We start from the raw sequence: 26,856 nt of genomic DNA on the forward strand, positions 1-26,856 counted from the left end.
AAACGCAGCGCCGCTCCAGAACAAGACTTGCGGTCACGCCGGTGCGCGGCTAGCCAGCAATCCATGACCCGGATCGCTTTCCTCACCGCCAGCTGCATGCTGCGCGACCACCCAGATGCCCGCAAGGACTATTGGGAATACGAGCTTGAAATTGCAGCCCTGCAACCCGCCTGCGAGGCGATCGGGCTGAACCTGGAACCGGTCATCTGGGACGCGGCGGATTTCAACCCGTCGGCCTTCGATGCGGTCGTGATCGGAACCTGCTGGGACTACATGGAAAAGCCCGAGGCCTTCATGGCGATGCTGGAGCGCTGTGACCGTGAGACTCGACTGCTCAATCCGCTGGAAACTGTACGCTGGAACAGCCGCAAGACCTATCTCAGAGACCTGGCGGCGCGCGGCGCGCCGATGATCCCCACCGTGTGGGCTGACGCTGCCAATGCGGACACGATCCGGGCGGCGTTCGATACGCTGGGGGCCGATGATGTCGTGGTCAAGCCGGTGCTGGGCGCTGGCGCCTGGCGTCAGGCGCGTCTGCAACGTGGTGAGCCTTTGCCGTCTGCGGACCAATTGCCACCGTCCGATTGCATGATCCAGCCTTTCCTGCCTGCGGTCGGCGAAGAGGGCGAATACGCTTTTCTCTTTTTCAATCGGGACTTTTCCCATTGTGCCCGCAAGATCCCGGCGAAAGGCGATTATCGCGTCCAGTCAGAATATGGCGGCCATGAAGAAGTCCATACGCCCAGTGCCGACGAATTGGCGCTGGCGCGCTCGGTTCTCGATTGTATCGAAGGCGATGTTCTTTACGCCCGTGTCGACATGCTGCGCGGCCTCGACGGCAAACTCGCCCTGATCGAGATCGAGCTGATTGAGCCCTATCTCTATCCGGAGCAGGGCCCGCAGATCGGCGAGGTCTTCGCCCGGGGGCTGACGGCAATCCTTGCACGCCAACCGGCTTGATCGGGCCTTGAGCGTCGAAGCGGCATATGGGGTGACAAACACGCCTGAACCCAGACCTTATCCCCGCCAACGCACCCCTTTCCTTCTCCCTTGGGAGAAGGTGGCCGGAGGCCGGATGAGGGGGATTCCTGTCGACCTCACCGGGATTTACCCCTCACCCTGACCCTCTCCCCAGGGAGAGGGAAAGTGCGCTCTGGCAAATAAAATCAGCAAACTTATCCTCCCCCCTTACCCACCAGGCGATAATGCCCTCGGTTTTCGGGACGGGAGGCACGAGCTCAGTCACTTGTGCCCGGAAACTTGCGGAGCCTGTCCGCGCCTTGGATGTGACACTCCAAAGCTCCGGCAGGGCGTGCGATCAGGTCCAGGGGCACTAAACGACCGACCCTCAGTACCTGGCGCATTGGAATCGGGGGCGAGAGCGTCCGGGAAATCTCCGTGAGCGGGATGCTTGTCGAAGCCTACCGTTATTAAAACAGCGCTTTATCGGCTCCGGCCGACATCCCGCTCCCTCCCATCCAAACGCCAGGCGATCCCGCCGTGGCGCTATCCGCGCTTGGGTCAGGCGCCCTTCGGCGCGGGCGTCTTGTCCTTGAACTGGCAGATATCCTCGACCGGGCAGCGCCAGCATTCCGGCTTTCTCGCCTTGCACAGATAGCGGCCATGCAGGATCAGCCAGTGATGGGCGCCCTGGCGGAATTCGTCCGGCATGATCTTTTCCAGCCGCAATTCGACGGCCAGCGGGTCCTTGCCCGGTGCCAGCTTGGTTCGGTTGGAGACGCGGAAAATATGGGTATCGACGGCGATCGTGGGGACGCCGAAGGCCTCGTTCATCACCACATTGGCGGTTTTGCGGCCAACCCCTGGCAAGGCTTCCAGCGCCGCTTGGTCCGCCGGAACCTCACCGCCATGCCGCTCGATCAGCAATTGCGAAAGAGCGATGACATTTTTGGCCTTGGTGCGGAACAGGCCGATCGTCTTGACCCGGTCGCGGACATGATCCTCGCCCAGTGCAACCATCTTTTCCGGCGTGTCGGCTTCCTGGAACAACAGCCGTGTCGCCTTGTTGACCCCGACATCGGTCGCTTGGGCCGACAGGGCGACAGCGACCAGCAGCGTGTAGGGATTGGTGTAGTCCAGTTCGGTCTTGGGGTCGGGGCGGTCCTGGGCGAGGCGGGCCATCAGGTCGTGGGCCTGCTCGCGATTGAGGCCACGCGGTTGGCGCTTGGCGCGCTTCATTTTGGGTTTGGCGGCATTGGCAGGCATGCGGTCACTCCGGCGTCAGGATGGTGCGCTGTCGATGAAAAGCCATATGGCGATCACCGCCAGCAAGATGGCCAGGGCCCGGCGGACATGGAGGGTTCGGGCCGGGTCTTTCAACCAACCGGCAGCCCGGGCTGCCAGCAGGACAATGATCAGATGAATGGCGGTGGCAATGGCGACCGACAGGATGGTCAGGCCAACAGCCTGTGGCAGAAGCGGCAGGTCAGGCTGAAGGAACTCCGGCAGGACGATCAGATAGAAGAGACCGGCCTTCGGGTTCAGGAGGTTGATCATCAGCCCATGTCGGAAGTGACGCGCCCGGTGGTTGCCGGATCGAGCGGGCGAGCTCTCTCCGGAACTCCGCCAGCCTTCCAAGGCGAGCCAGAGAAGAAACAGCATGCCCCCATAGCGCATCATGCCGAAAAGCCAGGGAGTGCGCTCGACAAGAGCCGCCAGGCCGATAGCTGCGAGCAGCCCGATGCAGAGCAGGCCGACCATCACGCCTAGCACGGCAGAGAATCCTGCCTGTCTGCCGCGATCAGCGCTGAGAACCGCCAGCCAGGCCATGTTCGGGCCGGGGGTGAGTTCCAGCAGCAGAACGGTCAGGGCAAAAGTGAAAACAGGGTCGAGCGCGGCGGTCATGGTCTTCGATTAGGCACAAACCTGGTTCACGTCACCTGCCAATCGGTGCAAATGACTCGCTTCAGGCAGACCATCCGAATATCGGGCCGCCGCAAGAAGCGGGTGGAGCGGTGGCAGCGAGCGCGTACACTCCGGACCATGACAGCTGAACTCTACACACTCGACGCCTCGTCCAAGGATTATCACCGCATCGCCGGTGCCCTGGCTTTTCTGGGTGACAACTGGCGGGATCATCCCGACCTGGATAGCGCCGCACGGGCGGCCGGCCTGTCGCCGCACCATTTCCAGCGTATTTTCACCCGCTGGGTCGGTGTCTCGCCCAAGAAGTTTGTCGGCGCTCTGGCGCATGACACCGCCCGGGAAGCGCTCGATGACGGTGCCTGCATGCTTGAAGCCGCTTTCGAGGCCGGCCTGTCCGGACCGGGCCGGTTGCACGACCTGTTCATCGCCCACGAGGCGGTGACGCCGGGGGATGCCAAGCGGCGGGGCGCTGGTCTGACTTTCACCTGGGGTGTCGCGCCCTCGCCGTTTGGCGATGCGGTGATGTTGGTCGCGCCTCGCGGACTATCGGCCATGGCCTTCGCCGACCCCGACATTGAAAGCGGGTTCGCCGATCTGGAAGCCCGTTATCCGGCGGCTGAGTACACGCGAGACGATGCGGTCGCCCGGCAGTGGGCCGAGCGCATCTTCACCCCGACCGGCCGCGAAAAACTGCCTCTGGCGCTTTATGGTACGCCCTGGCAGCGCCAGGTCTGGCGGGCGCTTCTGACCATTCAGCCGGGTGAGACCACCAGCTACAAGTCGATTGCCGAGCACGTGAAATCACCCAAGGCTTCCCGCGCCGTTGGAGCTGCGGTCGGTGCCAACCCGATCTCCTGGCTGATCCCCTGTCACCGTGTGCTGGCCTCGAATGGCAAGTTGACCGGCTATCACTGGGGTGTTGAACGCAAGCGGGCAATGCTCGCCTACGAGACCGCGAGGGGTTAGATTGTCGGGATGAGCAATCCCTTCCTTTACGCCGCCGGTATCGCCCTGGTCCTGGCTGCCGCCTTCTTCCTGAGCTGGCTGGCGGCCCGTCGCTCGCTGATGGAAGATGCCCGGATCGAATACGCTGAACGGTCTTCCAGCAAGCCCGGGACGGTCAAGGGTGTCGACGCGGCGACCTTTGAACGCATCTATGTGTCGTCCCATGAGCCGCGCGGCGCGCTTTACATCGCTGCGGCGCTGGTGCTGGCCGTTGTCATAACGCCCTTTGCCGGTGTCGGCCTGATCGCCCTGTGGCCGTATATCGTCATGATGCTGGACGGTGGCCCTTGGTATGATGTCGGCTACTACCCTTGGATGTTCTACATGTTCTTCGGCCTGTGTGGCTGTTGGGCGTTTGCCGGGGCTGTGGTCGCCCGCATCCATCACGCCCGTACGCCGGAAAACTTCAACCCGGCCCTGGCCCGGGCGCGCGGCGAACCGCTCGATGATGTTGCAATTCCGCGCAAACGCCCCAAATGGGCGGTGGAGGCCCTTTCGGGCACCAAAACCGACGCATCGTCGGCATCGGACAACTGACGCTTGAGGGGGTTTTCATGCGCTATCTGCACACCATGGTCCGGGTCGCCGACCTGGAGGCCAGTCTCCGCTTCTATTGCGACGGTCTCGGGCTGACGGAAATCAGCCGTTATGACAGTGAAAAAGGTCGTTTCACCCTGATTTTTCTCGCCACTCCGGAAGATGTCGCTGCCGCCGGGTATACGGGTGGCAAGATCCCCGAGGGCCTGCCCTGCGTCGAGCTGACCCATAACTGGGATCCGGAGACCTACCAGGGCGGACGCAATTTCGGCCATCTCGCCTACCGCATGGACAATGTCTATGAGTGCTGCCAGCGCCTGATGGACATGGGTGTCACGATCAACCGTCCGCCCCGCGACGGCCACATGGCCTTTGTCCGCTCTCCCGACGGCATCTCGATCGAACTCCTCCAGCGCGGCGAGGATTTGCCGCCGCAGGAGCCGTGGTCGTCGATGGAGAATACCGGCAGCTGGTAGGTCGTCAGGCCGCCCGCCGCATGTCCTCATAGCGCTTGCCGGGTTCGTCCTCGAAGCTTTCGGCGAGCACGGTCAGACGTTCGACGCGATCTGTGCGAAAGTGTCTGAAATCATTGCGTAATTCACACCAGGCAGAGAGCAGCCAGACGCGACCGAAACAGGTCAGCGCCAGCGGGCGTATGACCCGCTCGGTGGTGTCGTCGGCGAGGGATTGATAGCGGACCCGCAGCTTGCGCTTGCTGGCGATGGCGTTGCGGACCGGACCAAAGGCTTCCGGTCGCACGGTGTCGTCGAGGAAGGCCGCAAACAGCGGCACGCCGCGCAGGCGCTGACGATGGGACTCCGGCAGGGCGTGCTCGATCTTTGCCAGCGCCTCATTGGCCGCCGAGGCCAGGTCCTTGTCGCCGGTCGCCTTGACGAGGCGAGCGCCGAGCGCCAGTGCGTCGAGTTGTTCGAAGGAAAATGTCAGGGGCGGCAGGTCGAATCCGGGACGCAGGACATAGCCGACGCCGGCCTCGCCATCGATCGGTGCACCGGATCCGATCAGATGGGCGATATCGCGATAGATGGTCCGTTCGGAGACCTCGAAGCGATGCCCCATCTCATGGGCGGTGACGGCGCCCGGTGCGGCTTCTCGCAAGGCCTGGACAATGCGGATCAGTCTCTCGGCACGGCGCACTGACACCTCCTGCAAATCGGGTTGGCGGGATGATGTCAGGGTTTGTGGCGTGCGGCAAGTTGCAGTGTTTCACGTGCAACATCGCTGATTTGTCAGGAGGTTGGCGTGATGAGCCTAACCGGCCACAACGTCCTGCATCGAGTATTCGCCGGCCGCGCGGCCCTGACCGTCATTGTCCATCCAGCGTAGCGCGGCGAGTGCCCCACGGGCAAAAATCGATCGATCCAGGGCGCGGTGGGAAATCGTGATTTCCTCGAGCTCGGCCAGGAAGCGGACTGTGTGTTCTCCGACCACCGAACCTCCGCGGCTGACGGCAAAGCCGATCGAGCCCGGCTTGCGGGGTCCGGTCACGCCTTCCCGGCTCCAGGTCGCCAGGCTTTCCAGACTGTCACCGCGACTTGCTGCTGCGGCGCGGGCCAGCATCAGCGCCGTGCCGGAGGGGGCGTCGGCCTTGCGGCGGTGGTGGGTTTCATGGACTTCGATATCCCAGTCGGCGGCGGGAAGCCGTGCGGCTTCGCGAACCAGCGCCTCGGTCACGGCGACGCCGAGCGAGAAATTTCCAGCCATCAGGACCGGGAGACGGTCGGTGCAGGCCGTCAGTCGGGCCGATTGCTCGCCGTTGAATCCGGTGACGCCGGTGATCAACGCCGGCCCCCCCAGGCTTGCCAGGCGTTCGGCTGCGGCAACGGTCATGCTCGGCAGGCTGGCATCCAGAACGATGTCAGCCGTCTCGACCGCATGCTCCAGCGCCGTGTCGGCCCGGCAATCTATCGGATCGCGTCCCAGCCAGGTGCCAATATCCTCGCCGGATACTGGCGACTCGGCCCTCACGACGGCGCCAGCGATCCGGAAATCCGGATTGTCGAGCAGGGCACGGCAGATGGCACTGCCCAGGCGGCCGGTTGGCCCGAGCACGGCGACACGAATGGGAGCGGTCAAACCGGTCCTCCAGTCACGAATTGGTCTGCCAGCTTCTCGAACAGGTAGGAGCCGACAATCGGAAGGATTGGCAGCAGGATATAGAGCGAAAAGCGCGTGGCCAGACCCGTCGACAGCGGCCATTCAGGACGCTGCGCCACCCAGATCTCGTAGTCCGTCAGTCCGGCGAGCGCAGACGATGCCGCATCCTCTCCCGCCAGGGCCCGGTCGCGAACGCGGGCCATCTCCTCATGAATCCGGTCGAGCTCTGCAGCCTTGGCAGCGCAGATTTTCCGGTGCACGGGATTGAGGGCACTTGTCAGGATGAAAACGCCCCCTGCCGCGGTGGCAGCGATGGTCGGGATGGTTATCCAGAGTTGTTCGGGATTGAGCATGAAGAGCAGCAGGATGGCGGCCATGATCATCCAGGAACGAGCGGCTCTGAGTCCGATCCGGCCAAATGCGTTGAGGCGTTCGAGATGAAACAGGTCGACGGCGAGGTGTTGCGCAATCAGATCCTTGATCTCGCGGCTTCGTCTGGAAACGTCCATGCCGGCCCGGAACCCTGTTCCGAAAAGTATGGGTGACACGATCAGGAACCACAGGCCGATCGAACTGACATAGTCCAGTGGTGCAGTACCTTCTGTCACCATCATCACGACATTGAAGACGATACCGAAAACAAATCCGAACCAGAACAGGCGGTGATAGCTGGCCCGCCACTCGACTGGCGCACCCAGGGACAGATTGCGAACAGCCTGTTGGCCAGCAGGTCCGACAGCCTGTGCAAGGTCTTCCGTATCGGTTTCCCATCGACCGCTGGAACTGCCCGCAAATGCGATGGCGGCTGTCTGGATCAGCGACAGGACAAAGGCGATCCAGCTAACCTTGTGGGTTGTCCAGACGCCGGCATCTGTCTGGTAGAGAAAGGGCGGGCTTTGTGTCATCTGGGCGATCAGGATGTACAGCCCGTACACGATCAGGAAGATCACCGCGGTGGTGCCCATCACGCCAAAGGGTGAGTGCCGGTAAAGAATGAACTCCAGCGTGTCGAACCGGTCGTTTGACCCGGTCTTCGATTCATCTGTGGCCAAACCCGTCCCCTCCCACTGCCAAGCGGCGTGTGTCAGGAAACCTAATCCGCTCTGCGAGGGGATGTCACGCCGCCAGTTCGGCGTGTTCAGCCGGCGTTGGGTCGTCCGTCATCGGTGGTGACGTCTTCCCAGAATTGTTTGACCTTGTTGAAGAAGCCGGCGCTGTCCGGGTTGCAGCCCTCACCGGACAGGTCGCAGAACTCCTTCAGGAGCTCTTTCTGCCGGTCGCACAGATTGCGCGGCGTTTCGACAAACAGTTCGACGATCATGTCGCCACGCGGTCCACCGCGAAGTCGCGGCATGCCCTTGCCACGCATCCGCATCCGCTTGCCGGTTTGGGCGCCTTCGGCGATCTTCATCTCGGCCTTGCCGCCTTCGATGGTGGGGACCTGAATCGTGCATCCCAGCGCCGCCTGGACCATGGAAGCCGGCGTTCGGCAATAGAGATTGGGTCCGTCGCGTTCGAAAATTTCGTGTTCACGCACGGAGATGAAAATGTAGAGATCGCCGCGCGGTCCGCCGCGGGCTCCGGCCTCACCTTCGCCGGCGAGCCGGATCCGGGTGCCATCCTCGACGCCGGCCGGAACAGTGACGTTGAGAGTACGGGTCTTGCGGACCCGACCGACACCATCGCAGTCATTGCAGGGTGTCTTCACATACTGGCCGCGCCCACCACATTGCGGGCAGGTCTGCTCCATGGTGAAGAAACCCTGGGAGCGTCTGATGCGTCCGGCACCTTGGCAGGTGCCACAGGTTTCCAGCTCCGTGCCGGGTTCATTGCCCTGACCATCGCAACGCTCGCAATTCATGGCGGTCGGCACCTTGATGGTTTCGTCCTTGCCGTTGAATGCATCCTCGAGCGAAATTTCCATGTCGAAGCGGAGGTCGGACCCGCGCGCCGGACCGGCATGACCGCGTCCGCCACGACGACCACCACCGCCACCCATGTTGAAGGCTTCACCGAAGACCTGCTCGAAAATGTCAGCGAAATCAGCCGCCCCGCCGCCGCCGCCGAACGGACCCTGGCCGCCACCCATGCCGCCACCCTGTTCAAACGCAGCATGACCCATGCGATCATAGGCGGCGCGCTTGTTCGGGTCGGACAAGACGGAATACGCTTCGCCGACTTCCTTGAAACTGGCTTCTGCCGCGGCATCGCCCGGATTGCGGTCCGGGTGGAATTTCATGGCCTGCTTGCGATAGGCGCTTTTCAGCGTCTTTTCGTCAGCGCCTTTCTCGACACCCAGGACTTCATAGAAATCGCGTTTGCTCATTACTCGTCACCTGTCGGCAAAACCAGAACCGCGTTTTGCCGCATTTGCTGGGCTACTTCATAGCCGTGTTCAAGACAGAGACCGGCGGCGCCATCGGTGATGGCTGCTTCATGCCGGGTCTCGAGAAGGATCATTGTCGGCCAGAGGCTGCGAGGCGCGTCGGCGAAGAACCCTTTGAGAACGGGTTCTTCGAAGCCCTCGATATCCATTTTCATGACGTCGACCCGGTCGGTGCCAGCCTCGGCCAGGGCGGCCTTGAGGGGGCGCAGCCGGATCGTATCACCGGTTTCGCTGCCCGAAGCGACATGGACTTCGCCGCGATTGGTTTCCGACTGGACCATGGCGCCTTCACCCTCTTTTGCGCCAAGCGCATAGGGCAATACCGTCACCGCTGTGGCGTTGGAAACGCCAAGATTGAATTCGAGCCGACGCCGGTTCTCGATATCGGGCTCGATCGCGATCGCCTTGACGGGGCGTGACTGCATCATGGCGTCCGAAAGAACGGACAGGGTGTAAAGCCCGGCATTGGCCCCGGCATCGACAAAGACAAAGTCTTCGCCAACCGGCCTGGCCTCCATGGCGTCACGGATGGCGCGGCGTTCGGCATTGTCCCAGCTTTTCGAGCCGGCAAAGACGCGCTTTTCGCAGCGATTGTCGCGCAGATGCACGCGGGCAAACTGCCCCGGGAAGACTTCGATGTCGGCGATGTCCCGTCCGCCGGACATCAGGGCGCGGCGCACAACGGACTCCGCACTTCGCCGCAACGCATCGCCTGGCATGGCCATGGGCAAGCGCCGAATTCGCTCCGCCAGCGGCGAGAGCGAAAAGGCTCCGAACGGAGCGGTCAGGGGATCAGGACGGGTCATGGTCACGCTCTGGTGTTGGGCCGGGAGGGCATCAAGCCCTCCCGGTCAACCGGACCTTACGCGTCTTTCTTCTTGTCGTCGTCGACTTCGGAGAACTCCGCGTCGACCACGTCATCATCGCCCTCGGCGTCGGACTTGGCATCGGCTTCAGCCGCCTCGGTCTGCTGGGCCGCATACATGGCCTCGCCGAGTTTCATGGCCGCCTGGACCAGGGCCTGGGTCTTCTGCTGGATGGCTTCGAGGTCCTCGCCATCCTTGACCTCTTTCAGCTCGGACAGGGCCGCATCGATGGCGTCCTTGTCCTCACCCGGCACCTTGTCGCCGAACTCTTCGAGCTGCTTCTCGGTCTGATGGATCATCGCTTCAGCGCCATTGTGGGCTTCGACGAGTTCCTTCTTCTTCTTGTCCGCGTCGGCATTGGCCTCGGCGTCCTTGACCATTTGCTCGATATCGTCGTCCGACAGACCACCCGATGCCTGGATGCGGATCTGCTGCTCCTTGCCGGTCGCCTTATCCTTGGCGGACACGTTGACGATGCCGTTGGCGTCGATGTCGAAGGTGACCTCGATCTGCGGCAGGCCGCGCGGTGAGGGCGGGATGCCGACCAGGTCGAACTGGCCCAGCAGTTTGTTGTCCGCCGCCATTTCACGCTCGCCCTGCGACACGCGGATGGTCACGGCCGTCTGGTTGTCGTCGGCGGTTGAGAAGGTTTGCGATTTCTTGGTCGGAATCGTCGTGTTGCGGTCGATCAGGCGGGTGAAGACACCGCCCAGCGTCTCGATACCCAGCGACAGCGGGGTCACGTCGAGCAGCAGCACGTCTTTGACGTCGCCTTGCAGCACGCCGGCCTGGATGGCAGCGCCCATGGCAACGACTTCATCCGGGTTCACACCCTTGTGCGGATCCTTGCCAAAGAAGCCCTTCACGGCTTCCTGCACCTTGGGCATGCGGGTCATGCCGCCGACGAGGACGATATCGTCAATGTCGGACGGGCTCAGGCCTGCATCCTTGAGAGCCTTCTTGCAGGGCTCGAGCGTACGCTTGACCAGATCCTCGACCAGTGCTTCCAGCTTGGCGCGGGAGAGCTTGATGTTGAGGTGTTTCGGGCCCGACGCGTCGGCCGTGATGAAAGGCAGATTCACTTCGTAAGAGGTGGCCGAGGAGAGTTCCTTCTTGGCCTTCTCGGCTTCTTCCTTCAGACGCTGGAGAGCCAGCTTGTCGGACTTCAGGTCGATGCCGTTCTCTTTTTTGAACTCGTCCGCAAGGTACTGGACGATGCGCATGTCGAAGTCTTCACCGCCGAGGAAGGTGTCACCATTGGTGGCCTTCACCTCGAACACGCCGTCACCGATCTCCAGGATCGAGACGTCAAAGGTACCACCGCCGAGGTCGAACACGGCGATCGTCTTGTTCTCACCCTTGTCGAGGCCATAGGCCAGGGCGGCCGCGGTCGGCTCGTTGATGATGCGCAGGACTTCCAGGCCGGCGATCTTGCCGGCGTCCTTGGTGGCCTGACGCTGGGCGTCGTCGAAATAGGCCGGGACCGTGATGACGGCTTTCTCGACCTTCTCGCCGAGATAACTTTCCGCCGTTTCCTTCATCTTCTGAAGGGTGAAGGCGGAAATCTCGGACGGCGAGTACTTCTTGTCGCGACCCTTGACCCAGGCGTCATTGCTGTCGGACGGGACGATGGCGTAGGGCACCATGTCGATGTCCTTCTTGACCGTCGGGTCATCCATCATGCGGCCGATCAGGCGCTTGATGGCGAAGAAGGTGTAGTCCGGGTTGGTGACGGCCTGGCGTTTCGCCGGCTGGCCGATCAGGCGCTCGCCATCCTCGGTGAAGGCGACGACGGACGGGGTGGTCCGGACGCCTTCGGAATTTTCGATGACCTTTGGTTGGCCGCTTTCCATAACAGCCACACAGGAATTGGTCGTACCCAGGTCGATGCCGATGACCTTGCTCATTGATCGTCTCTCCGTTTTTTCCAAGCGGGACCCGTCCGGCGAATGCAGGGCCTTCGAGTGAAGCGCCTCACATCCCGCTGACCGCCCCCTTCGGGATCGTCATTGATGATGCCGGTGTGCCGACACCGGTGTTGGTTCAATCCGCAAGGTATAACCCTGCGCTTGATGGCGATTTAGGGAGGCGGGGCGAGGAGTGCAAGGCCTGTCTCAGCTGCGTTGCATGTCACTCATACGTATTTGATATGACTCACGGCTTCGGTCCGGCACTGCAAGGCCGACCCGGGAACCGCAAGCAATGGGTGGCCACCTCCGGACCGGCGGCTCATCGTGGGGGCATGAGTGATGTCTTCTCCATGCCTGATGGCTTCCGCCTCCTGCCGGGCAGACTGTCGCGAGCCGAGCAGGTTTCGCTGATCGATGCCGTGATCGCGGCGCAGGACGCGACACCGTTCTGGCGGCCGACCATGCCGCGCACCGGCCAGCCGCTGTCGGTGATGATGACCAATTTCGGCGATTTGGGCTGGGTGACGGACAAGGCCCGGGGCTATCGCTATGAGCCGGCCCACCCGGAAACTGGCCAAGCTTGGCAGGCAATTCCACCGCTATTGCAGCAGCTTTGGCAGGAGCTGGCCGACTACCCTGCGTCGCCGGAGGCCTGTCTTGTCAACTGGTACGCGCCGGACAGCCGGATGGGCATGCATGTCGACTGGGATGAGGAGGCGACGGACGCCGCTGTGATCTCGATCTCGCTTGGCGACAAGGCCCGCTTCCGCCTCGGCGGCCCGACGCGCGGCGGCAAGACCGCGTCGATGGTGCTGTCCTCGGGTGATGTGGTCGTTCTCGGTGGCGGCGCACGCCGCTGCTATCACGGCGTTGATCGTATCTACCCCGGGACGTCCACGTTGCTGCCGAAGGAGTTTTTTCCCGGAGGTGGCCGCATCAATCTGACGATGCGGCGAGTGAAGCGATCCGAAAAAAGTGAATTATAAAATTGAAATATTTTTCTGTGTCACGCGATGTGACGGCGATAAAATATAGTTGTTGACAAATTCAAAATAATATGATATATTGATAACGCTGCATGGTGTAGCAACGCAGTTATTACTGTGATCTGTAAAATATAATAAGAGGTAAGCGCAATGGATATTTTTTCTATCATTTCTATCTTTGCGAACTTGATCACGATCGTCAAGTTTTTTTGCGATAACGTAAAATTATAATATGAGGTGCGGGCGCTGAAAATTTCTTTTCAGTGCCCGCACTACTTAAATAGGTATCATGTGAAAGTTTAATCCAAATAGACCGTCGAGTGAGGTTCGACTAAAATTTGTGTTATCGCAGTTGGGTAAAACTTGTAGAAATTTGCTCGCGATACGCCGAGGTAATATTACTTTTGAATATGACGAATGATTTCCTCACCTACTAGAATACGAAATCATAAACCGGGTTCGAATTTTCAGCGAACCTTGATCCAATCTTTTTGCGGACGGCTTGGATCATAGGCCGATGTCACTACGCACCATCCGTCTTTAAATAGGTCGATCATTGAGCCTCCGCTGCCGATCTAGGAACGTGGTATGCTCCGCTGCGAAGAGCCCGAGATCATTGGTGGGATTTACTGGCGCCTGCCCACGGAGACGCCCCTGAATCCGGATGAATGGAGCGCACACGAGGCGGCTGAAGACGGAAACACGACTTTGTGGACGCCGCCGATTGCCTGTCGCATCCTGTTTTGGCGTGGCGATGGCGGTCGTTTATCAAATGATGTTTTTACGCGACGCTGGAACTTCCGCGCCGGCGACGCGTTTAACACCCGTATGCAAGTTGAACCAATACGGGAGACGTCGTCATGTTGAAGTCGCTGCTTATTGTTTCTGTTGCCGTAGTCGGCCTTTCGGCCTGCGGCGCAACAACCCGCGGAGCGGCCACCGGCGCGGCCATGGGCGCGGCTGCGGGCGCCGTTATCGGCAATAATACCGGCTCCGGTGATGCCGAGACCGGTGCCATCATTGGCGGTGTCGTCGGTGGTGCGGCTGGCGCCTATGCAGGCTGCCGCTCGGAGGGCGGGTGTCGCTGGACCGAGGACAATCCCAACCAGTCCCAGCTCTATCTCGATAGCCGCGCCAACCGCTATTACTACATCAACAATCGCGATGGCTGCACCTATTGGCGCAATGGCGAATACCGAGCGTGCTAGCGATTTTCAGCCGGAACAGACAGGGCGCCGGGACCGTCGGGTTCCGGCGCCCTTATTTTGTTGGGTCGGCGGCTACCCATCAGGCCTGGCGGGGCAATTCCTGGTTGGAACCATCATCGTCGTGCATATAGCTCATAGCCGTCATCGGCAGTGAGCGGCCATTGGCCTGGACGATCCGCACGTGCTTGCGACCCAGTCGGCGCGGTTCCGGCACGCCGCAGGAATGGGCAATCATCTCGACATGCTTGCGGATTGTATCGGCATATATAGTCACCCGTTCGGCCTTGTCCTTCACGACCAGCCCGCGTTGCAGGTTTTTCCTGTGAGTGGTGACGCCGGTCGGGCAGGTATTCTGGTGACATTTGAGCGCCTGGATGCAGCCCAGCGAGAACATGAAGCCGCGGCCGCACTGGATGAAATCAGCGCCCGCAGCCAGAGCCCAGGCCACTGCACCCGGGGTCAGCAGCTTTCCGGAGGCGATGACGCGTATCCGCTGCTTGAGGCCATAGCGTTCGAGCAGGGTGACAACGATCGGCAGGCTTTCGCGAATGGTCAGGCCGACATTGTCCATCAAGGCCATGGGAGCGGCACCGGTGCCGCCATCACCGCTGTCGATGGTGAAGAAATCCGGGGCGCTTTCCGGCCCCCGCTTGGTGATCTCGACGCACATCTCCTCGATCCAGCCATAGGCGCCGATCACAGCCTTGAACCCGACCGGTTTGCCGGTGACCTCGCGAATGCGGGCGATCATGTCGAGCAGGCCGCCGATATCGTCGAACTCCGGATGCCGGTTCGGAGATATGGAGGCCTGGCCTGCGGGAATGCCGCGGATACTGGCCACTTCGCGTGTCACTTTTTCAGCCGGCAGGATTCCGCCCTTGCCTGGTTTGGCACCTTGCGAAAGCTTGAGCTCGAACATGCGGACCTGATCATGACCGGCAACAGCGCGCAATCTTTCGTCCGACAGGGCGCCTTCACTGTCCCGCACTCCATATTTGGCGGTACCGATCTGGAAAACGATGTCGCATCCACCTTCCAGGTGCATCGGCGACAGGCCGCCTTCGCCGGTATTCATCCAGATCCCGGCCTTGGACGCACCGCGCGACAGGGCCCGTACCGCCGGTTTCGACAGCGCGCCATAGCTCATGCCGGAGATATTGAAGAAGGACGGTGCGTCGTAGGGGGTGCGGGCATCCGGCCCGATCCGCATCGGCTGCGTCCTGGCGGCGTGATCATCCAGCAACGGGAAAGGGCAATTGACAAAAATGGCATTGCCGGGCCTGTCCATCGGCTTGGTCGAACCGAACGGAATCGTGCCGCCCTTGCCTTCCGATGATCGGTAGACCCATTCACGCTCGGCCCGGTTGAACGGCAATTCCTCGCGATCCATGGCAAAGAAATATTGCCGGAAGAACTCCCCCAGCGTCGTGAAAAGCGAGCGGAAGCGGCCAACGACGGGGTAGTTTCGGCGAATGGCGTCACGGGTTTGCGCGATATCTACCGCGTACATCAGCAGCACCACCAATGCCGCCACGCCAATTGCGAGAACGAATATCTGGGTCAGGACGTTCATCACGTCCATCGTCCAGCCCGGTAGCATCGACATGATCATCTCCCGCCTGATCCGCGGGCATCATGGCTCGCTGTCCGGCGCAAGGCGAGTGATTGTTGGGTCGGCTGCTGCGGCAGTGATCAGAAGTGACCCGGCTCAGGCCTTCACATCGACATTGCCGCCGGAACCGCCCTCCGCGTCACCGCCACCGGCCGCCGGGCCGGAGGAGACGGCAACCATGGCGGCGCGCAGGGTCCGCTCTCCGATCACGAAGCCGGTCTGCATGACCGCCGCAATCTTGCCGGCACCCTGATCCGACGGGATCTGGGCCACGGCCTGGTGTTTGTGGGGGTCGAATGTGTCGCCCGGCTGCGGGTCGACCTTCTTGACGCCGTGACGCTCCATCTTGGAGATCAGCGCCTTTTCGGTCATCGCGACGCCTTCGACCACATTCTTCACCGCGTCCGGCACATCGGCCAGCGCGGCTTCGTCGACCGAGCCGACTGCGCGCGAGAGATTGTCGGACACATCCAGCATGTCCTTGGCAAAGCTGGAGACGGCGTAGCTGCGCGCATCGGCCACATCGCGCTCGGCGCGGCGACGCGTGTTCTCGGCTTCGGCGAGGGCACGCAGCAGCTTGTCGCGCATGGAATCGAGCTCAGCGGTCAGCTGCAGTACCGGGTCCAGCTCGGTCTCGGCTTCACTGGCTTCGTTCGACGCCTCGGCCTCAACGGCTTCGTCTTCCGGCGTTTCGATGTCGTCTTGCGGCTTGTTCTCTGTGTCGCTCATTTTGTCTTCACTCTCGCGATCGGGCGCTGTCCAGTATCTGTCCGACCACACGGGCGGTGTAGTCGACGAGGGGGATAACACGGGCATAGTTCAAACGGGTGGGGCCAATTACACCCAAGGCGCCGATGATTTCCTGTTCGGCATTCATATAGGGAGCCACGATCACACTGGAACCCGACAGGCTGAAAAGCGGGTTCTCTGCGCCGATGAACAGGCGCACACCTTCCGCGTCGCGGGCCTTGTCCAGCAAGGTGACCAGCTCTTCCTTGCGTTCGATATCCTCGAACAGCAGGCGGATGCGTTCCAGGTCGCCGACCGCATCAAGGCTTTCCAGCAGGCGGGACTGGCCGCGAACGATAAGGGAGCGCTCCTGCCCCTTGCCGCCGCTCCAGTCTGCCAGGCCCTGCTTGACCAGGCCTTCGGCAGCGCTGTCGAGGGCCGAACGGCGTTCGGCGATTTCCTGCTCGATGGCCTTGCGGGCGTCGCTCAGCGTGCGGCCCTTGAGGCGTGTCGACAGATAGTTCCCGGCATCGATCAGCGCCGCCGGAGGAATACCGTCGGGCGTGCGCATCAGCCGGTTCTCGACGCTGCCATCCTCGAACACCAGCACGCCCAGCATCTCGACCTTGGACAGCGGCACGAATTCGACATGGCGCAGCGGTGCTTCGCGTTTCTGGGTGACGACAAGGCCTGCGCCACCGGACAAGCCGCCCAGCAATGAGGTCGCCTCGGTCAGCAAATCCTTGGTCGAGCGCCCCGACATCGAGACCTGCCCTTCAATCGCCTTGCGCTCATCGGCCGACAATTCGCCAACCTGCAGCAGCCCGTCCACGAACAGGCGCAGGCCGGCATGGGTTGGCATTCGTCCGGCGCTGGCATGCGGCGCGCTCAATAGGCCGAGATCGGCCAGGTCCGCCATCGTGTTGCGGATGGAGGCTGGCGACAGGGAAAGATTGCCGCTCTGGGACAGGGTCCGCGACCCAACTGGATCGCCTGAGCGCAGATAGGCCTCAACGATCTCGCGAAAGATCGTGCGCATGCGGTCATCGAGCGCGGCCAGGGCCGATTGCGGGGCGGTCAGGGACATGCCTCTTCAATTAGTCGTGCCGGGGCGCCTGTTCAATCCGCTTTGCGAGCGAAGCGCCAGCCTATGGTCGCGACATGCCTGCTTGATGCCGGCCCGCAACGCCGCTAGGAGCGGGGTCGATATAGCTGCCAAACCGGAGATGATGATGAGACCCCATGGACGTGCGCGCGACGCAATGCGTGAAATCAAGCTGGAAGCCGGTGTCTCGGTCTATGCGGAAGGCTCCTGTCTGGCGCGTTTTGGCGGCACCCATGTGCTGTGCACGGCCAGCATTGAGGAGAGTGTTCCGCCGTGGATGCGGGGCGGCGGCAAGGGCTGGGTGACGGCGGAGTACGGCATGCTGCCGCGGGCCACTCATACCCGTTCGCGCCGCGAAGCGACCGCCGGCAAGCAGTCCGGCCGGACCCAGGAAATCCAGCGCCTGATCGGTCGCTCCCTGCGCGCCGTCGTGGATCTCAAGGCGCTCGGCGAACGCCAGATCACCATCGACTGTGATGTGCTGCAGGCCGATGGCGGCACCCGCACAGCGGCAATCACTGGTGCCTGGGTCGCGCTGAAACAGGCCACCGCCTATCTGATCGAGGAAGGCTTGCTGACCAGCGACCCTGTCCACGGCCAGCTCGCCGCCATTTCCTGTGGCGTAATCGATGGCGAGACCCGCCTTGATCTGGAATACGAGGAAGACCGTCGTGCCGAGGCCGACGCGAATTTCGTTCTGACCAATACCGGCGGCATCGTCGAGATCCAGGCCACCGCCGAAGACAAGCCGATCCCCGAGAGCGATTTCGACCTGCTGTTCGCCTTGGCGAAAGCGGGTGTCGTCGATCTGTGCGAGGCACAGCTGGCGGCTTTGAAGGGTTAGGGCTTGCACTCCGGCGTCAAGCCGGGTGAATTAAAGAACAGACGGCGGGGGCGCGCTGGGGGGCTGGAAACGGCCCGCACGGCCTCTTTGGGAAGGGGCTACCGTGCAGGCCCACCCCCGCCGTCTGTCCCGTCGACCCGGGGGTCGGCGGTTTTGTGAGACGCTCGCGCCTATTCGGCTGCGTCGGCGTCGTCATCCTCATCATCAAATCCAAGCAGGTCGCCGGGCTGACAACCCAGTTCGCGGCACAGCGCTTCCAGGGTCGAGAAGCGGACGGCCTTGGCCTTGCCTGTCTTGAGGATGGACAGGTTGGCCATGGTGATGCCGACACGGTCGCAGAGTTCGGTCAGCGACATGCGGCGCTCGAGGAGCATGCGATCAAGAGTGACGCGAATGGGCATGGTGTGCGTCTCCCTAAATCGTCAATTTTTGTTCTTGGCGCATCCGCGCGCCTTCGCGGAACACTTCCGCCAGTACCAACAACGCCAGAACCGCAAACCAGGCGCCGAGATCGAAACTTCCCAGCTTGTTGATTTCCACCCCGCCGACGACCGGCGCATCGGCGTGCAACAAGGTCATTACCATCGCGACAGCGCCCTGGGTGAGGTAGCGCAGGATCTGGAAGACGGCGATGGCGATGGCGATCAGCCGCAGGTGACCCGCGTTCTCCGGCACAAAGGGGTCGCCGGCGACAAGCGTTGAAAAGATCCGGCGAAGTCGGTCATTGACGACCAGGAATGCGATGATGTGGGCGATCAGGATCGGATAGGCCCCACCAAAATCCCGGATCGCCTGAAACAGGTCGGTCAGGAAATTCGGCGAATAGCCGAGCCAGTCCATCGCCAGGAGGGTTCCTGTGGCAATCAGGACAAGGGCAGCAAAGGCCAACAGACCCCAGGCCAGGTACCAGACAATGTCCAGTACCACCTTCAAGACGGATACAAGTGATCCGCTCCCCAGTGTCTTCATGACCGCCCCTTCCCTGTTAGGCGTCGCACGCGAGGTCCGTAAACCTTAGCCCGGCCTTCCGGACCTCACGCGACTTTTTCCATCATGCCGTGACCGGGGCAATCGCGTAGAACGCACCTGCCGCGACCGAGACCAGCAGCATCACGTTGATGGCGATGGAGCCGATCATCTGGATGCCTGATTTGTTGGACCTGACCATTTCACTGTTTCCTTTATCTTGTATCTGACCAATTACCGTTGTCATTCACGTTGTTCGGACGACGTTTCCCGTCCTTGTTGTTTATCGATAAACGCAAAGATTGGTGAGCGCAAGCAGAAAATATCGTTTTTCGATATGAATTTTTCGAAAGGCGATATGTAAACGGATCGAAAGGGCTGAAAATGGCACGCGAAACTTGGGTCCTAGCCAGTCATAATGCAGGCAAGATCAAGGAGATGGAGCAAATCCTCACGCCTTTTGGCGTCGCCCTGAAGAGTGCCGCGGACCTTGATCTTCCTGAACCCGATGAAACCGAGACAACATTTCGTGGCAATGCGGCCCTGAAGGCGCGCGCCGCCTGTGAAGCGACCGGCTTGCCCTGTGTCGCTGACGATTCCGGCCTGTCGGTCGATGCACTGGGTGGTGATCCTAGCATCTACTCGGCGCGTTGGGCCGGCGAGCCGCGTGATTTCATGCGCGCGATGCAGCGGGTCGACACTGAATTGTCTGCGGCTGGCGCGACGGACCGCACCGCGCGCTTTGTCTGTACCATTGCTCTGGCGCGGCCCGGAGCCGAAGTGCGCTTCTTCGAAGGTGAAGTCGTGGGCGAGATTGTCTGGCCGCCCCGTGGAACGGGCGGTTTCGGTTATGACCCGATCTTCCAGCCTGTGGGGCATGGCATCACATTTGGCGAGATGAGCGCCGACGGAAAACGCCAGCTCAGCCACCGGGCACGCGCACTCGATGCCATGATCGCGGCCGAGTTCGGATCGTGACCGAAGCGGGCGGCCTGCAACTTGGCGATGCGCTGGGGCTCTACCTGCACTGGCCCTATTGCGCCCGGATCTGCCCCTATTGTGATTTCAATGTCTATCGACCCAAGGGTGATGTCGAGGCGCTGCTGACCGCCATCCTGGCCGACATGGCGGATTGGAGGGGCAAGACCGGCGCACGGCGGCTGGCCAGTCTCCATTTCGGCGGCGGCACCCCCTCACTCATGCAACCGGCATGGATCGAGCGGGTGATCGACACTGCGGAGCGATTGTGGGGGTTTGAAGCCGGTGCCGAGATAGGCCTGGAAGCCAATCCGGCGGACCGGGCCCGATTTGCGGCGATCGGGCGGGCTGGGGTCGCGCGGCTCTCTCTGGGCGTCCAGAGTTTCGACGACACGGTCCTGGCGAGGCTCGGCCGGGATCATGATGCTGGTCAGGCTCGGGAGGCCATCGACGCGGCGCTGTCGGCTTTTGCACGGGTTTCGGTGGACATGATCTATGCCCAGTCCGGGCAGACCGTCGACGCCTGGTCCCGCGAGCTGGGCGAGGCGCTGGAAAGCGGTGCCGGTCATGTCTCCGCCTATCAGCTCACCATCGAGCCAGGGACAGCGTTCGGAAAACGGACAGAGCGGGGTGAAACCTTGGCAGTCGATGGCGACAGCGCCGCCGATCTCTACGAGGCGACGCAGGACTTGTGTGCGAGCCATGGCTTTCCCGCCTATGAAGTGTCCAATCACGCGCGATCGCTGGCCGATCAATCGGTTCATAACCGCATATACTGGGAGGGTGGCGACTGGATCGGCGTCGGTCCCGGTGCCCATGGCCGCCTGGGGCAGTCATCGGGCCGTGGCCGGGTTGCAACCACGGCCTGTCGCCGCCCGGCAGATTATATCGCTGCCGTCAGCAATGCGGGGTCCGGTATTGCTGTGGATGGGCTGGAGCGCCTGGCACCGGAAGATGATCTGGTGGAGCGCGCGTTTCTCGGCCTGCGGGTCATTGATGGACTCGACCTCGATCATCTTCTAGCGACGACCGGGTGCGCACCGGATGCCGGTGCAATCGACCGGATGGTTGGCGACGGTTTCCTGCAGCGGGCGGGTGCCCGCGTGAAGCTGACCGAGCAGGGTCGCCTCCTCGCTGACCGCGTGACCCGCGAAATTCTGCCCTAGAATCTAAAAGGCGGCTTCCGGTTCGAAGGACAGCGGAGCCGGCTCGATTTCACGGAACCCGCGTGACCGCATCTCGTAAATCGCAAGTCCCCGCTCGATCATACCGGTGGTCCGGAAGCGGAACAGGCCGTCAGCGCCGAGGAAGCCCTGGTCTTCCTCGATCGCCTCGCGGCTGAAGCCGCGCTCGCCGCCGTCCAGATGGGCTGCAAGGCTCATCGCGTCATAAGCCAAGCTGGCGATCCGGGACGGCTCGCTTCCATAGCTGGCCTCATATGCCGTCTCGAAGGCGGTGCGGGCGCTCAGGTCCGGACCGGCAAACCATCCGCCCCGCAGGGCGGGTTCGCGCAGCAAATCGGGGTCATTCCAAAGCCCGGTACCCAAGAAGCGGACGACAAGCGGGTCGACGGCCTGGGAAATCAGCAACGGGCCCAATGCACGAAGCTTGGTTCCGCCCTCCGGCAACATCACGGCCTGGAATGGCGCTTCCGGATCCGGTTCCCACTCAAGCAGGCGCAGCTCATCGGCTTCTTCGGGTGTCAGCGGTTCAAAAACGCCTTCAGCCAATCGGGCCGACGCCCGGGCCATGGCCTCGACATCGCCGGTGTAGAAGCTTTCTGCGGCGATGTATCCACCGGTCATCGCGGCATTGTCCTGCAAAGCCGCATGCACGGCCATTCCGTAGCGGTTCTGCGGGCCGAGATAGGCAAAGCGCTCGACGCCGCGACGTGTCGCATACTCGGTAATCCGGGCGACCTCGATCTCCGGCGGAAAGCTCATCAGGTAGACACCATCGCCGGCAATGCTTGTGTCAGTGGTGAAGGCTATGACCGGTACATTGGCCTGGCGGGCCACCTGGCCGGCGGCGGAAACGGCGGGTCCGAACAGGGGGCCGATAATGATGTCGGCACCGTCCTCGATGGCCGCGCGGGCCGCTTCACGGGCACCATCGGCGGTGCCTTGCGTATCTTTCGGGATCATCAGCAGATTGCCGCTGCCGCGCTCGAACAGTGCCAGCTCGGCGGAGTGCAGCAGCCGGATCGCTTCGGATCGGGCGCCGGAGCTGTCGGCCGAGAAGGGCAACAGGACTGCAACCCGGGCAATTTCCCGATCGGCCATGTGCGGCGGGATGAGGCCGGTCGCGACCGGCTCTTCAAACGGCTCCGGCTCAATCTCGACAGGTTGTTCGATTACAGGCTCGGGCGGAACGAAGACCGGCGGTGGCGGTGTCGTCTGGGTCGTACCGCAAGCTGCGAGGGCACCGACCAACGAGATGACAGCAAGGCAGCGCAGGGCGCGGCTTTGTGCCAGAGTGCCGTCCGACAGGGCGATACGCGAATTGAAGACTGAAAGCATGACCGAAACATCCCGGGAAATTCTTGGCGAAGCTATCCGCCGCGGCGGCAAGGAGCAAGCGCTCGGGCCGGGCCTTTATCTGGTTTCGACGCCAATCGGCAATTTGCGCGACATCACCTTGCGGGCTCTGGATGTGTTGGGTCAGGCAGATCGGGTCCTCGCCGAAGACACGCGGGTCACCCGCCGACTGCTTGATGCCTACGGGTTGAAGGTCGAGCTGACGGCCTATCATGATCATAATGGCGAGCGTGTCCGTCCCGGTATCCTGGCGGACCTGCAGGCGGGGGCCCGGATCGCACTGGTGTCGGACGCCGGCACACCACTGGTCTCCGACCCCGGCTACAAGCTGGCCCGTGACGTGATCGCGGCCGAAATCCCGGTCGTTGCCATTCCTGGCGCATCCGCGGTTCTCGCCGCCCTTGCCATCGCCGGCCTGCCGACCGACTGCTTCACCTTTGCCGGCTTTCCGCCGCAAAAGACCGGTCCGCGTGAGGCCTGGCTGGAACCCTATCGGCATGTCCCCGGCAGTCTTGTCTTCTATGAAGGCGTGTCCCGACTGCCAGCCATGATCGCAAGCCTGCACAAGGTGTTGGGTGATCGGTCGGCAGCGGTATGCCGGGAGCTGACCAAGATGCACGAGGAAGCCCGTCGGGGATCGCTGTCCGATTTGGCCGCCCACTACGCCGAAGCCGGCGCACCGCGCGGCGAAGTGGTGATTGTCGTTGGCCCCCCTTCGGCCGACGATTGGGATGCAGGCCGGATCGATGCAGCCCTGCGCGCGGCGCTGGACGACATGCGGGTCAAAGAGGCGGCGGGACATGTTGCTGAAGCCTCGGGATGGTCGCGCCGCGATGTTTACGCGCGGGCCCTCGCCCTCAAGGGTGGAGACACGGGTCGGTGAGCCGCGCCCGACGGCAGGCCGAGGCCCGCGGCCGTTGGGCAGAATGGTTGGCGATGGTCTGGCTGGTCGTCAAAGGGTATCGATTACTTGACCACCGGGCCCGGACCGCCGCCGGCGAGATAGACCTGGTCGCGCGTCGCGGTGAGTATCTGGTCTTCATCGAGGTCAAGGCGCGAGCTACGCTTGCCGACGCACTGGATTCGATCGGCCCGCGCCAGCGCGGCCGGATCACACGCGCAGCCTCGATCTGGCGCGCACCGCGATCCTCGCTGCATCACCTGCACTTGCGGTATGACCTTGTTCTGGTCGTCCCGGGTCGCTGGCCGCAGCACCGGCGCGCGGCGTGGGTGCCGGGCGATAGCGCGCGCGATCTGTTGTAAAACCGGATGTCGCGATGCCGCTTGGCCGAAGCGCCGCGACTTGTCATGGTAGCGCGTCTGCAAATGCCCAAGCTGGGGCACGGGCGATTCGACAGGAGTTTCGTGCATGGCCAACCGTTTTTCCTCATTCCCGGTCGCATTGGCGTTACTCGCCTCGGCGGTCGTTCCGGCCGCGTGCAGCAGCGTCGGCTCGGTCGGCCCGGAGCGCTCGATCGGGCGACAGCTGGATGACACCAACGCTTCGGTGGGCATCAAGTCGGCCATGTTGCGGTCCGAAGGTTTCGCGCTGGACGGCGTCGATGTTGAGGTGACAGAGGGGATCGCCTTGTTGACCGGGCGTGTGCCACGAAGCGATGACCGTCTGATGGCTGAATGCCTCGCCTGGTCCTCCGTGGCGGTGCGCAATGTTGCCAACGAGATCGAGGTCGGGGACGGGCAGGGTTTTCGGGATCGCGCCCGCGACGCCGAGATCACTGCCAGGGTCAACGGGCGCCTGATTTCCGACCGCGCCGTGAGGTCAATCAACTTCAATGTCGAAACGCGGAATGGCCGGGTCTATATTCTCGGCGTCGCCCGCAATCGTGGCGAGCTCGAGCGGGTCAGCGCCCATGCCTCGCTGGTCGAGGGCGTGCAGGAGGTGGTCTCCTATGTTCGTGTCGCCGGTGTGCCGACAAACCTGCCAGCCCGCGGGGAGCGCCGGGCCGAGGCCTGTGTGGGCGAAGCGAACCCCGGGGTTGATTCCCGGTCAGACGCGCCTACCTCCGGACCGCAATTGTTGGGCGGTTCGGAGACAAGATGATGGCATGGCGTGTTGCGGTCCAGATGGACCCGATCGAAACGGTCAATGTGGACGCCGACACGACGTTCGCCCTGATGGAAGAGGCGCAGGCGCGCGGCGCCGAACTTTTCGTCTATCATCCTGATCAACTGGCCTGGCAGGAAGGCCGGATCCTGGCGCGGGCGAGGCCGGTCCGGGTGAAGCACGTCCAGGGGGAGCATGCCGACCTAGGCGAGGTGCGCACACTCGATCTGGCGAGCGATGTCGATGTGGTCCTGATGCGCCAGGACCCGCCTTTCGACATGGCCTATCAGACAGCGGCCCACCTGCTGGAGATGCTCAAGGGGCAGACGCTCGTCCTGAATGACCCTTTCTGGGTCCGGTCGAGCCCGGAAAAGATCCTGCCGCTCCTCTATCCCGACATCATCCCGCCGACCCTGATCACCCGTGACTTGACAGCTCTGACAGGTTTTCGGGACCGGCATAAGGACATCATCATCAAGCCGCTCTATGGCAATGGCGGGGCGGGGGTGTTCCGCCTCAAGCCCGGCGACGGCAATTTCTCGGCGCTGCTGGAGACCTTCTTTGCGCAATCCCGAGAGCCGGTCATCGCGCAGGCTTTCCTGCCGGCTGTTTCGGCAGGCGACAAGCGCATCCTGATCATTGATGGCGAGCCGGTCGGCGCCATCAACCGGGTGCCCCAGAGCGGACAGACCCGTTCGAACATGCATGTCGGCGGCGTTGCCGAGCAATCAGACCTGTCGGACAGTGACATGCGGATCTGCGACGCGATCGGCCCGGTCCTGAAAGAGCGCGACCTTGTGCTTGTCGGCATCGACGTGATCGGTGACCGGTTGACCGAGATCAATGTGACATCGCCAACCGGCGTTCAGGAACTCAAGCGCTTTTCCGGCATCGACACCTGTGCGGCCTTCTGGGATGCGGTCGCGCGAAGGATCGGCGACTAACAACACACGCTTGACGTGTTCAGTTAACTCGTGCATGATTTGTTCCTGTTTTGATCCTGATGTGATCAAGCCTGTGGAAAACCCAATGATGCCGGATGGTTAACGTTGTCAGCGGGTGGCGCAGCCTGTGTTTCACATCTGGTGGCGGGGCGCGACACAGGCGGGGTTCTGTGAATCAATTCCCCGATATGTCGGGAGAAATGATGTGGCAGCACGGACGGCATCTGTCGCCTTTCACGGCTCTGAAGCCCGGATCGTCGATGTACAGGTTCAGGTTGCGGGTGGTTCCCAGCCCATATTTTCGATCGTTGGTCTTGCTGACAAGGCCGTAGCCGAGAGCCGTGAGCGGGTTCGCGCGGCATTTTCGGCCCTGGGACTGTCGCTGCCTTCCAAACGGTTGATTGTGAACCTCGCGCCGGCCGACCAGCCCAAAGAAGGGGCGCATTTTGACTTGCCGATCGCGATCGGGGTTCTCGCAGAACTTGATATCCTGCCCAAGGATGTGGCCGAGGACTATCTCGCTTTCGGGGAGCTCGGCGCGGATGCGCGTATCCGGTCAGCGCCGGGTGCGCTGCCCGCGGCAGTCGCGGCCCACGCGTCCGGCAGGGCGCTTGTCTGTCCCGAGGGATGTGGACCTGAAGCGGCATGGGCCGGGGGCGATCTGGCCATTCTCGCGCCCGCGACGCTGATCCAGCTGATCAACCACTTCAAGGGAAGTCAGGTGCTTGACCGACCGGTGCCCGGCGAACTGATCGAAGCCGGTCCGCAGGTCGATCTGAAGCAGGTCAAGGGCCAGGAAGGCGCCAAGCGGGCCCTGGAAATCGCCGCTGCCGGGCATCACAACCTGTTGATGATCGGACCACCGGGCTCTGGCAAATCGATGTTGGCGGAACGACTGCCCGGATTGTTGCCGCCGCTTACGGCGCCGGAATTGCTCGATGTTTCGATGATCCACTCGGTCGCCGGTCTGCTGGAGCGCGGTCGCCTCACCCGAAACCGGCCATTTCGTGCGCCCCACCATTCGGCGTCGATGGCGGCAATGGTCGGAGGCGGCAGTCGGGCGAGACCGGGTGAAGCTTCCCTGGCGCATCGGGGCGTGCTCTTCCTTGATGAATTGCCGGAATTCCATCCGCAAGTGCTCGACAGCCTGCGGCAACCCTTGGAAACCGGCTCGATC

28 protein-coding genes are annotated in these 26,856 nt (G+C 62.4%); 14 read left to right on the forward strand and 14 right to left on the reverse strand.

All coding sequences use genetic code 11. The features are described 5' to 3' along the window. Window positions 1-63 precede the first annotated feature (63 nt). On the forward strand, window positions 64-960 hold the full coding sequence (locus ACN0X9_RS06300) for an ATP-grasp domain-containing protein (RefSeq protein WP_417486767.1): 897 nt from the start codon (window positions 64-66) through the stop codon (window positions 958-960). Window positions 961-1,521: 561 nt separating this feature from the next. Here ACN0X9_RS06300 and nth read toward each other — a convergent pair. Then, window positions 1,522-2,226: an endonuclease III gene (gene nth / locus ACN0X9_RS06305; RefSeq protein ID WP_417486768.1), complete on the reverse strand. Its 705-nt coding sequence runs from the start codon at window positions 2,224-2,226 to the stop codon at window positions 1,522-1,524. 15 nt (window positions 2,227-2,241) lie between these two features. Then, the gene (locus ACN0X9_RS06310) at window positions 2,242-2,865 is read right to left on the reverse strand and encodes a LysE family translocator (RefSeq protein ID WP_417486769.1); all 624 of its coding nucleotides are present in this window, start codon (window positions 2,863-2,865) and stop codon (window positions 2,242-2,244) included. 138 nt (window positions 2,866-3,003) lie between these two features. On the opposite strand from ACN0X9_RS06310, the gene ACN0X9_RS06315 reads away from it, so the two are divergent. From ACN0X9_RS06315 to ACN0X9_RS06325, 3 genes are read left to right on the forward strand one after another with little or no spacing between them, the layout of a single operon-like run. After that, a complete protein-coding gene (locus ACN0X9_RS06315) occupies window positions 3,004-3,852 on the forward strand; it encodes a methylated-DNA--[protein]-cysteine S-methyltransferase (RefSeq protein ID WP_417486770.1) in 849 nt (282 codons plus the stop codon). Window positions 3,853-3,861: 9 nt separating this feature from the next. Further along, window positions 3,862-4,428, forward strand: a complete 567-nt coding sequence (locus ACN0X9_RS06320) for a hypothetical protein (protein WP_417486771.1) — start codon at window positions 3,862-3,864, stop codon at window positions 4,426-4,428. Between the two features lie 17 nt (window positions 4,429-4,445). After that, window positions 4,446-4,904 carry a VOC family protein gene (locus tag ACN0X9_RS06325; RefSeq protein ID WP_417486772.1) on the forward strand — a complete coding sequence of 153 codons (459 nt, stop codon included), beginning with the start codon at window positions 4,446-4,448 and terminating at the stop codon, window positions 4,902-4,904. A 4-nt stretch (window positions 4,905-4,908) separates the two neighbouring features. Here the strand turns inward: ACN0X9_RS06325 and ACN0X9_RS06330 are convergent, their stop codons facing one another. The 6 genes from ACN0X9_RS06330 to dnaK form a co-directional block, all read right to left on the reverse strand. Then, window positions 4,909-5,583 (reverse strand): helix-turn-helix transcriptional regulator, encoded by a 675-nt coding sequence (locus tag ACN0X9_RS06330; RefSeq protein WP_041637073.1) that lies wholly within the window; start codon window positions 5,581-5,583, stop codon window positions 4,909-4,911. A 114-nt stretch (window positions 5,584-5,697) separates the two neighbouring features. Then, window positions 5,698-6,522 (reverse strand): 4-hydroxy-tetrahydrodipicolinate reductase, encoded by an 825-nt coding sequence (dapB, locus tag ACN0X9_RS06335; RefSeq protein WP_417486773.1) that lies wholly within the window; start codon window positions 6,520-6,522, stop codon window positions 5,698-5,700. Beyond that, a complete protein-coding gene (locus ACN0X9_RS06340; RefSeq protein WP_417486774.1) occupies window positions 6,519-7,595 on the reverse strand; it encodes a hypothetical protein in 1,077 nt (358 codons plus the stop codon). The genes dapB and ACN0X9_RS06340 overlap by 4 nt, the downstream gene beginning before the upstream one ends. A gap of 86 nt (window positions 7,596-7,681) precedes the next feature. Continuing rightward, window positions 7,682-8,869: a molecular chaperone DnaJ gene (gene dnaJ, locus ACN0X9_RS06345; RefSeq protein ID WP_417486775.1), complete on the reverse strand. Its 1,188-nt coding sequence runs from the start codon at window positions 8,867-8,869 to the stop codon at window positions 7,682-7,684. Continuing rightward, entirely contained in the window at window positions 8,869-9,735 is an 867-nt protein-coding gene (locus ACN0X9_RS06350; protein WP_417486776.1) for an FkbM family methyltransferase, read from the reverse strand. Before ACN0X9_RS06350 ends, dnaJ begins: the two co-directional genes overlap by 1 nt. A gap of 56 nt (window positions 9,736-9,791) precedes the next feature. Next, window positions 9,792-11,702 carry a molecular chaperone DnaK gene (gene dnaK, locus ACN0X9_RS06355; protein ID WP_417486777.1) on the reverse strand — a complete coding sequence of 637 codons (1,911 nt, stop codon included), beginning with the start codon at window positions 11,700-11,702 and terminating at the stop codon, window positions 9,792-9,794. 335 nt (window positions 11,703-12,037) lie between these two features. On the opposite strand from dnaK, the gene ACN0X9_RS06360 reads away from it, so the two are divergent. After that, complete coding sequence (locus tag ACN0X9_RS06360; RefSeq protein ID WP_417486778.1) at window positions 12,038-12,691, forward strand: alpha-ketoglutarate-dependent dioxygenase AlkB; 654 nt, start codon at window positions 12,038-12,040, stop codon at window positions 12,689-12,691. Between the two features lie 860 nt (window positions 12,692-13,551). After that, entirely contained in the window at window positions 13,552-13,899 is a 348-nt protein-coding gene (locus ACN0X9_RS06365) for a glycine zipper 2TM domain-containing protein (protein WP_417486779.1), read from the forward strand. A 79-nt stretch (window positions 13,900-13,978) separates the two neighbouring features. Here ACN0X9_RS06365 and ACN0X9_RS06370 read toward each other — a convergent pair whose 3' ends face one another. The 3 genes from ACN0X9_RS06370 to hrcA form a co-directional block, all read right to left on the reverse strand. Continuing rightward, window positions 13,979-15,499, reverse strand: coding sequence for an FMN-binding glutamate synthase family protein (locus ACN0X9_RS06370; protein ID WP_417486791.1), 1,521 nt, complete (start codon window positions 15,497-15,499; stop codon window positions 13,979-13,981). Between the two features lie 108 nt (window positions 15,500-15,607). Beyond that, the gene (gene grpE, locus ACN0X9_RS06375; protein ID WP_417486780.1) at window positions 15,608-16,240 is read right to left on the reverse strand and encodes a nucleotide exchange factor GrpE; all 633 of its coding nucleotides are present in this window, start codon (window positions 16,238-16,240) and stop codon (window positions 15,608-15,610) included. Window positions 16,241-16,247: 7 nt separating this feature from the next. Continuing rightward, window positions 16,248-17,327, reverse strand: coding sequence for a heat-inducible transcriptional repressor HrcA (gene hrcA / locus ACN0X9_RS06380; RefSeq protein ID WP_304074327.1), 1,080 nt, complete (start codon window positions 17,325-17,327; stop codon window positions 16,248-16,250). 145 nt (window positions 17,328-17,472) lie between these two features. Between hrcA and rph the strand changes: the two genes are divergently transcribed. Next, window positions 17,473-18,189, forward strand: coding sequence for a ribonuclease PH (gene rph / locus ACN0X9_RS06385; RefSeq protein ID WP_417486781.1), 717 nt, complete (start codon window positions 17,473-17,475; stop codon window positions 18,187-18,189). A 170-nt stretch (window positions 18,190-18,359) separates the two neighbouring features. Here the strand turns inward: rph and ACN0X9_RS06390 are convergent, their stop codons facing one another. Together ACN0X9_RS06390 and ACN0X9_RS06395 are read right to left on the reverse strand one after the other, a co-directional pair. Then, window positions 18,360-18,590 carry a helix-turn-helix transcriptional regulator gene (locus ACN0X9_RS06390; RefSeq protein WP_323760753.1) on the reverse strand — a complete coding sequence of 77 codons (231 nt, stop codon included), beginning with the start codon at window positions 18,588-18,590 and terminating at the stop codon, window positions 18,360-18,362. A 13-nt stretch (window positions 18,591-18,603) separates the two neighbouring features. Next, entirely contained in the window at window positions 18,604-19,158 is a 555-nt protein-coding gene (locus ACN0X9_RS06395; RefSeq protein ID WP_417486782.1) for a DUF2975 domain-containing protein, read from the reverse strand. A gap of 381 nt (window positions 19,159-19,539) precedes the next feature. Here ACN0X9_RS06395 and rdgB point away from each other — a divergent pair, with 381 nt between their 5' ends. Both rdgB and hemW read left to right on the forward strand, forming a co-directional pair. Continuing rightward, window positions 19,540-20,133 carry an RdgB/HAM1 family non-canonical purine NTP pyrophosphatase gene (rdgB, locus tag ACN0X9_RS06400; protein ID WP_417486783.1) on the forward strand — a complete coding sequence of 198 codons (594 nt, stop codon included), beginning with the start codon at window positions 19,540-19,542 and terminating at the stop codon, window positions 20,131-20,133. Next, the gene (gene hemW, locus ACN0X9_RS06405; protein WP_417486784.1) at window positions 20,130-21,299 is read left to right on the forward strand and encodes a radical SAM family heme chaperone HemW; all 1,170 of its coding nucleotides are present in this window, start codon (window positions 20,130-20,132) and stop codon (window positions 21,297-21,299) included. Before rdgB ends, hemW begins: the two co-directional genes overlap by 4 nt. Before the next feature lie 3 nt (window positions 21,300-21,302). Here the strand turns inward: hemW and ACN0X9_RS06410 are convergent, their stop codons facing one another. Then, complete coding sequence (locus ACN0X9_RS06410; RefSeq protein ID WP_417486785.1) at window positions 21,303-22,652, reverse strand: penicillin-binding protein activator; 1,350 nt, start codon at window positions 22,650-22,652, stop codon at window positions 21,303-21,305. On the opposite strand from ACN0X9_RS06410, the gene rsmI reads away from it, so the two are divergent. From rsmI to ACN0X9_RS06435, 5 genes are all read left to right on the forward strand, one after another. Further along, a complete protein-coding gene (rsmI, locus tag ACN0X9_RS06415; RefSeq protein ID WP_417486786.1) occupies window positions 22,651-23,553 on the forward strand; it encodes a 16S rRNA (cytidine(1402)-2'-O)-methyltransferase in 903 nt (300 codons plus the stop codon). The two genes, ACN0X9_RS06410 and rsmI, sit on opposite strands and share 2 nt — an antisense overlap. Further along, on the forward strand, window positions 23,550-23,933 hold the full coding sequence (locus ACN0X9_RS06420; RefSeq protein WP_417486787.1) for a YraN family protein: 384 nt from the start codon (window positions 23,550-23,552) through the stop codon (window positions 23,931-23,933). Before rsmI ends, ACN0X9_RS06420 begins: the two co-directional genes overlap by 4 nt. Window positions 23,934-24,039: 106 nt before the next feature. Continuing rightward, window positions 24,040-24,732, forward strand: coding sequence for a BON domain-containing protein (locus tag ACN0X9_RS06425; protein ID WP_417486788.1), 693 nt, complete (start codon window positions 24,040-24,042; stop codon window positions 24,730-24,732). Next, window positions 24,732-25,679, forward strand: coding sequence for a glutathione synthase (gshB, locus tag ACN0X9_RS06430; RefSeq protein ID WP_417486792.1), 948 nt, complete (start codon window positions 24,732-24,734; stop codon window positions 25,677-25,679). Before ACN0X9_RS06425 ends, gshB begins: the two co-directional genes overlap by 1 nt. Window positions 25,680-25,884: 205 nt before the next feature. Continuing rightward, a partial coding sequence (locus tag ACN0X9_RS06435) for a YifB family Mg chelatase-like AAA ATPase (RefSeq protein ID WP_417486789.1) occupies window positions 25,885-26,856 on the forward strand: 972 nt, incomplete at its 3' end.

It is taken from the genome of Maricaulis sp. (genome assembly GCF_048268525.1).
Lineage (GTDB): Bacteria > Pseudomonadota > Alphaproteobacteria > Caulobacterales > Maricaulaceae > Maricaulis.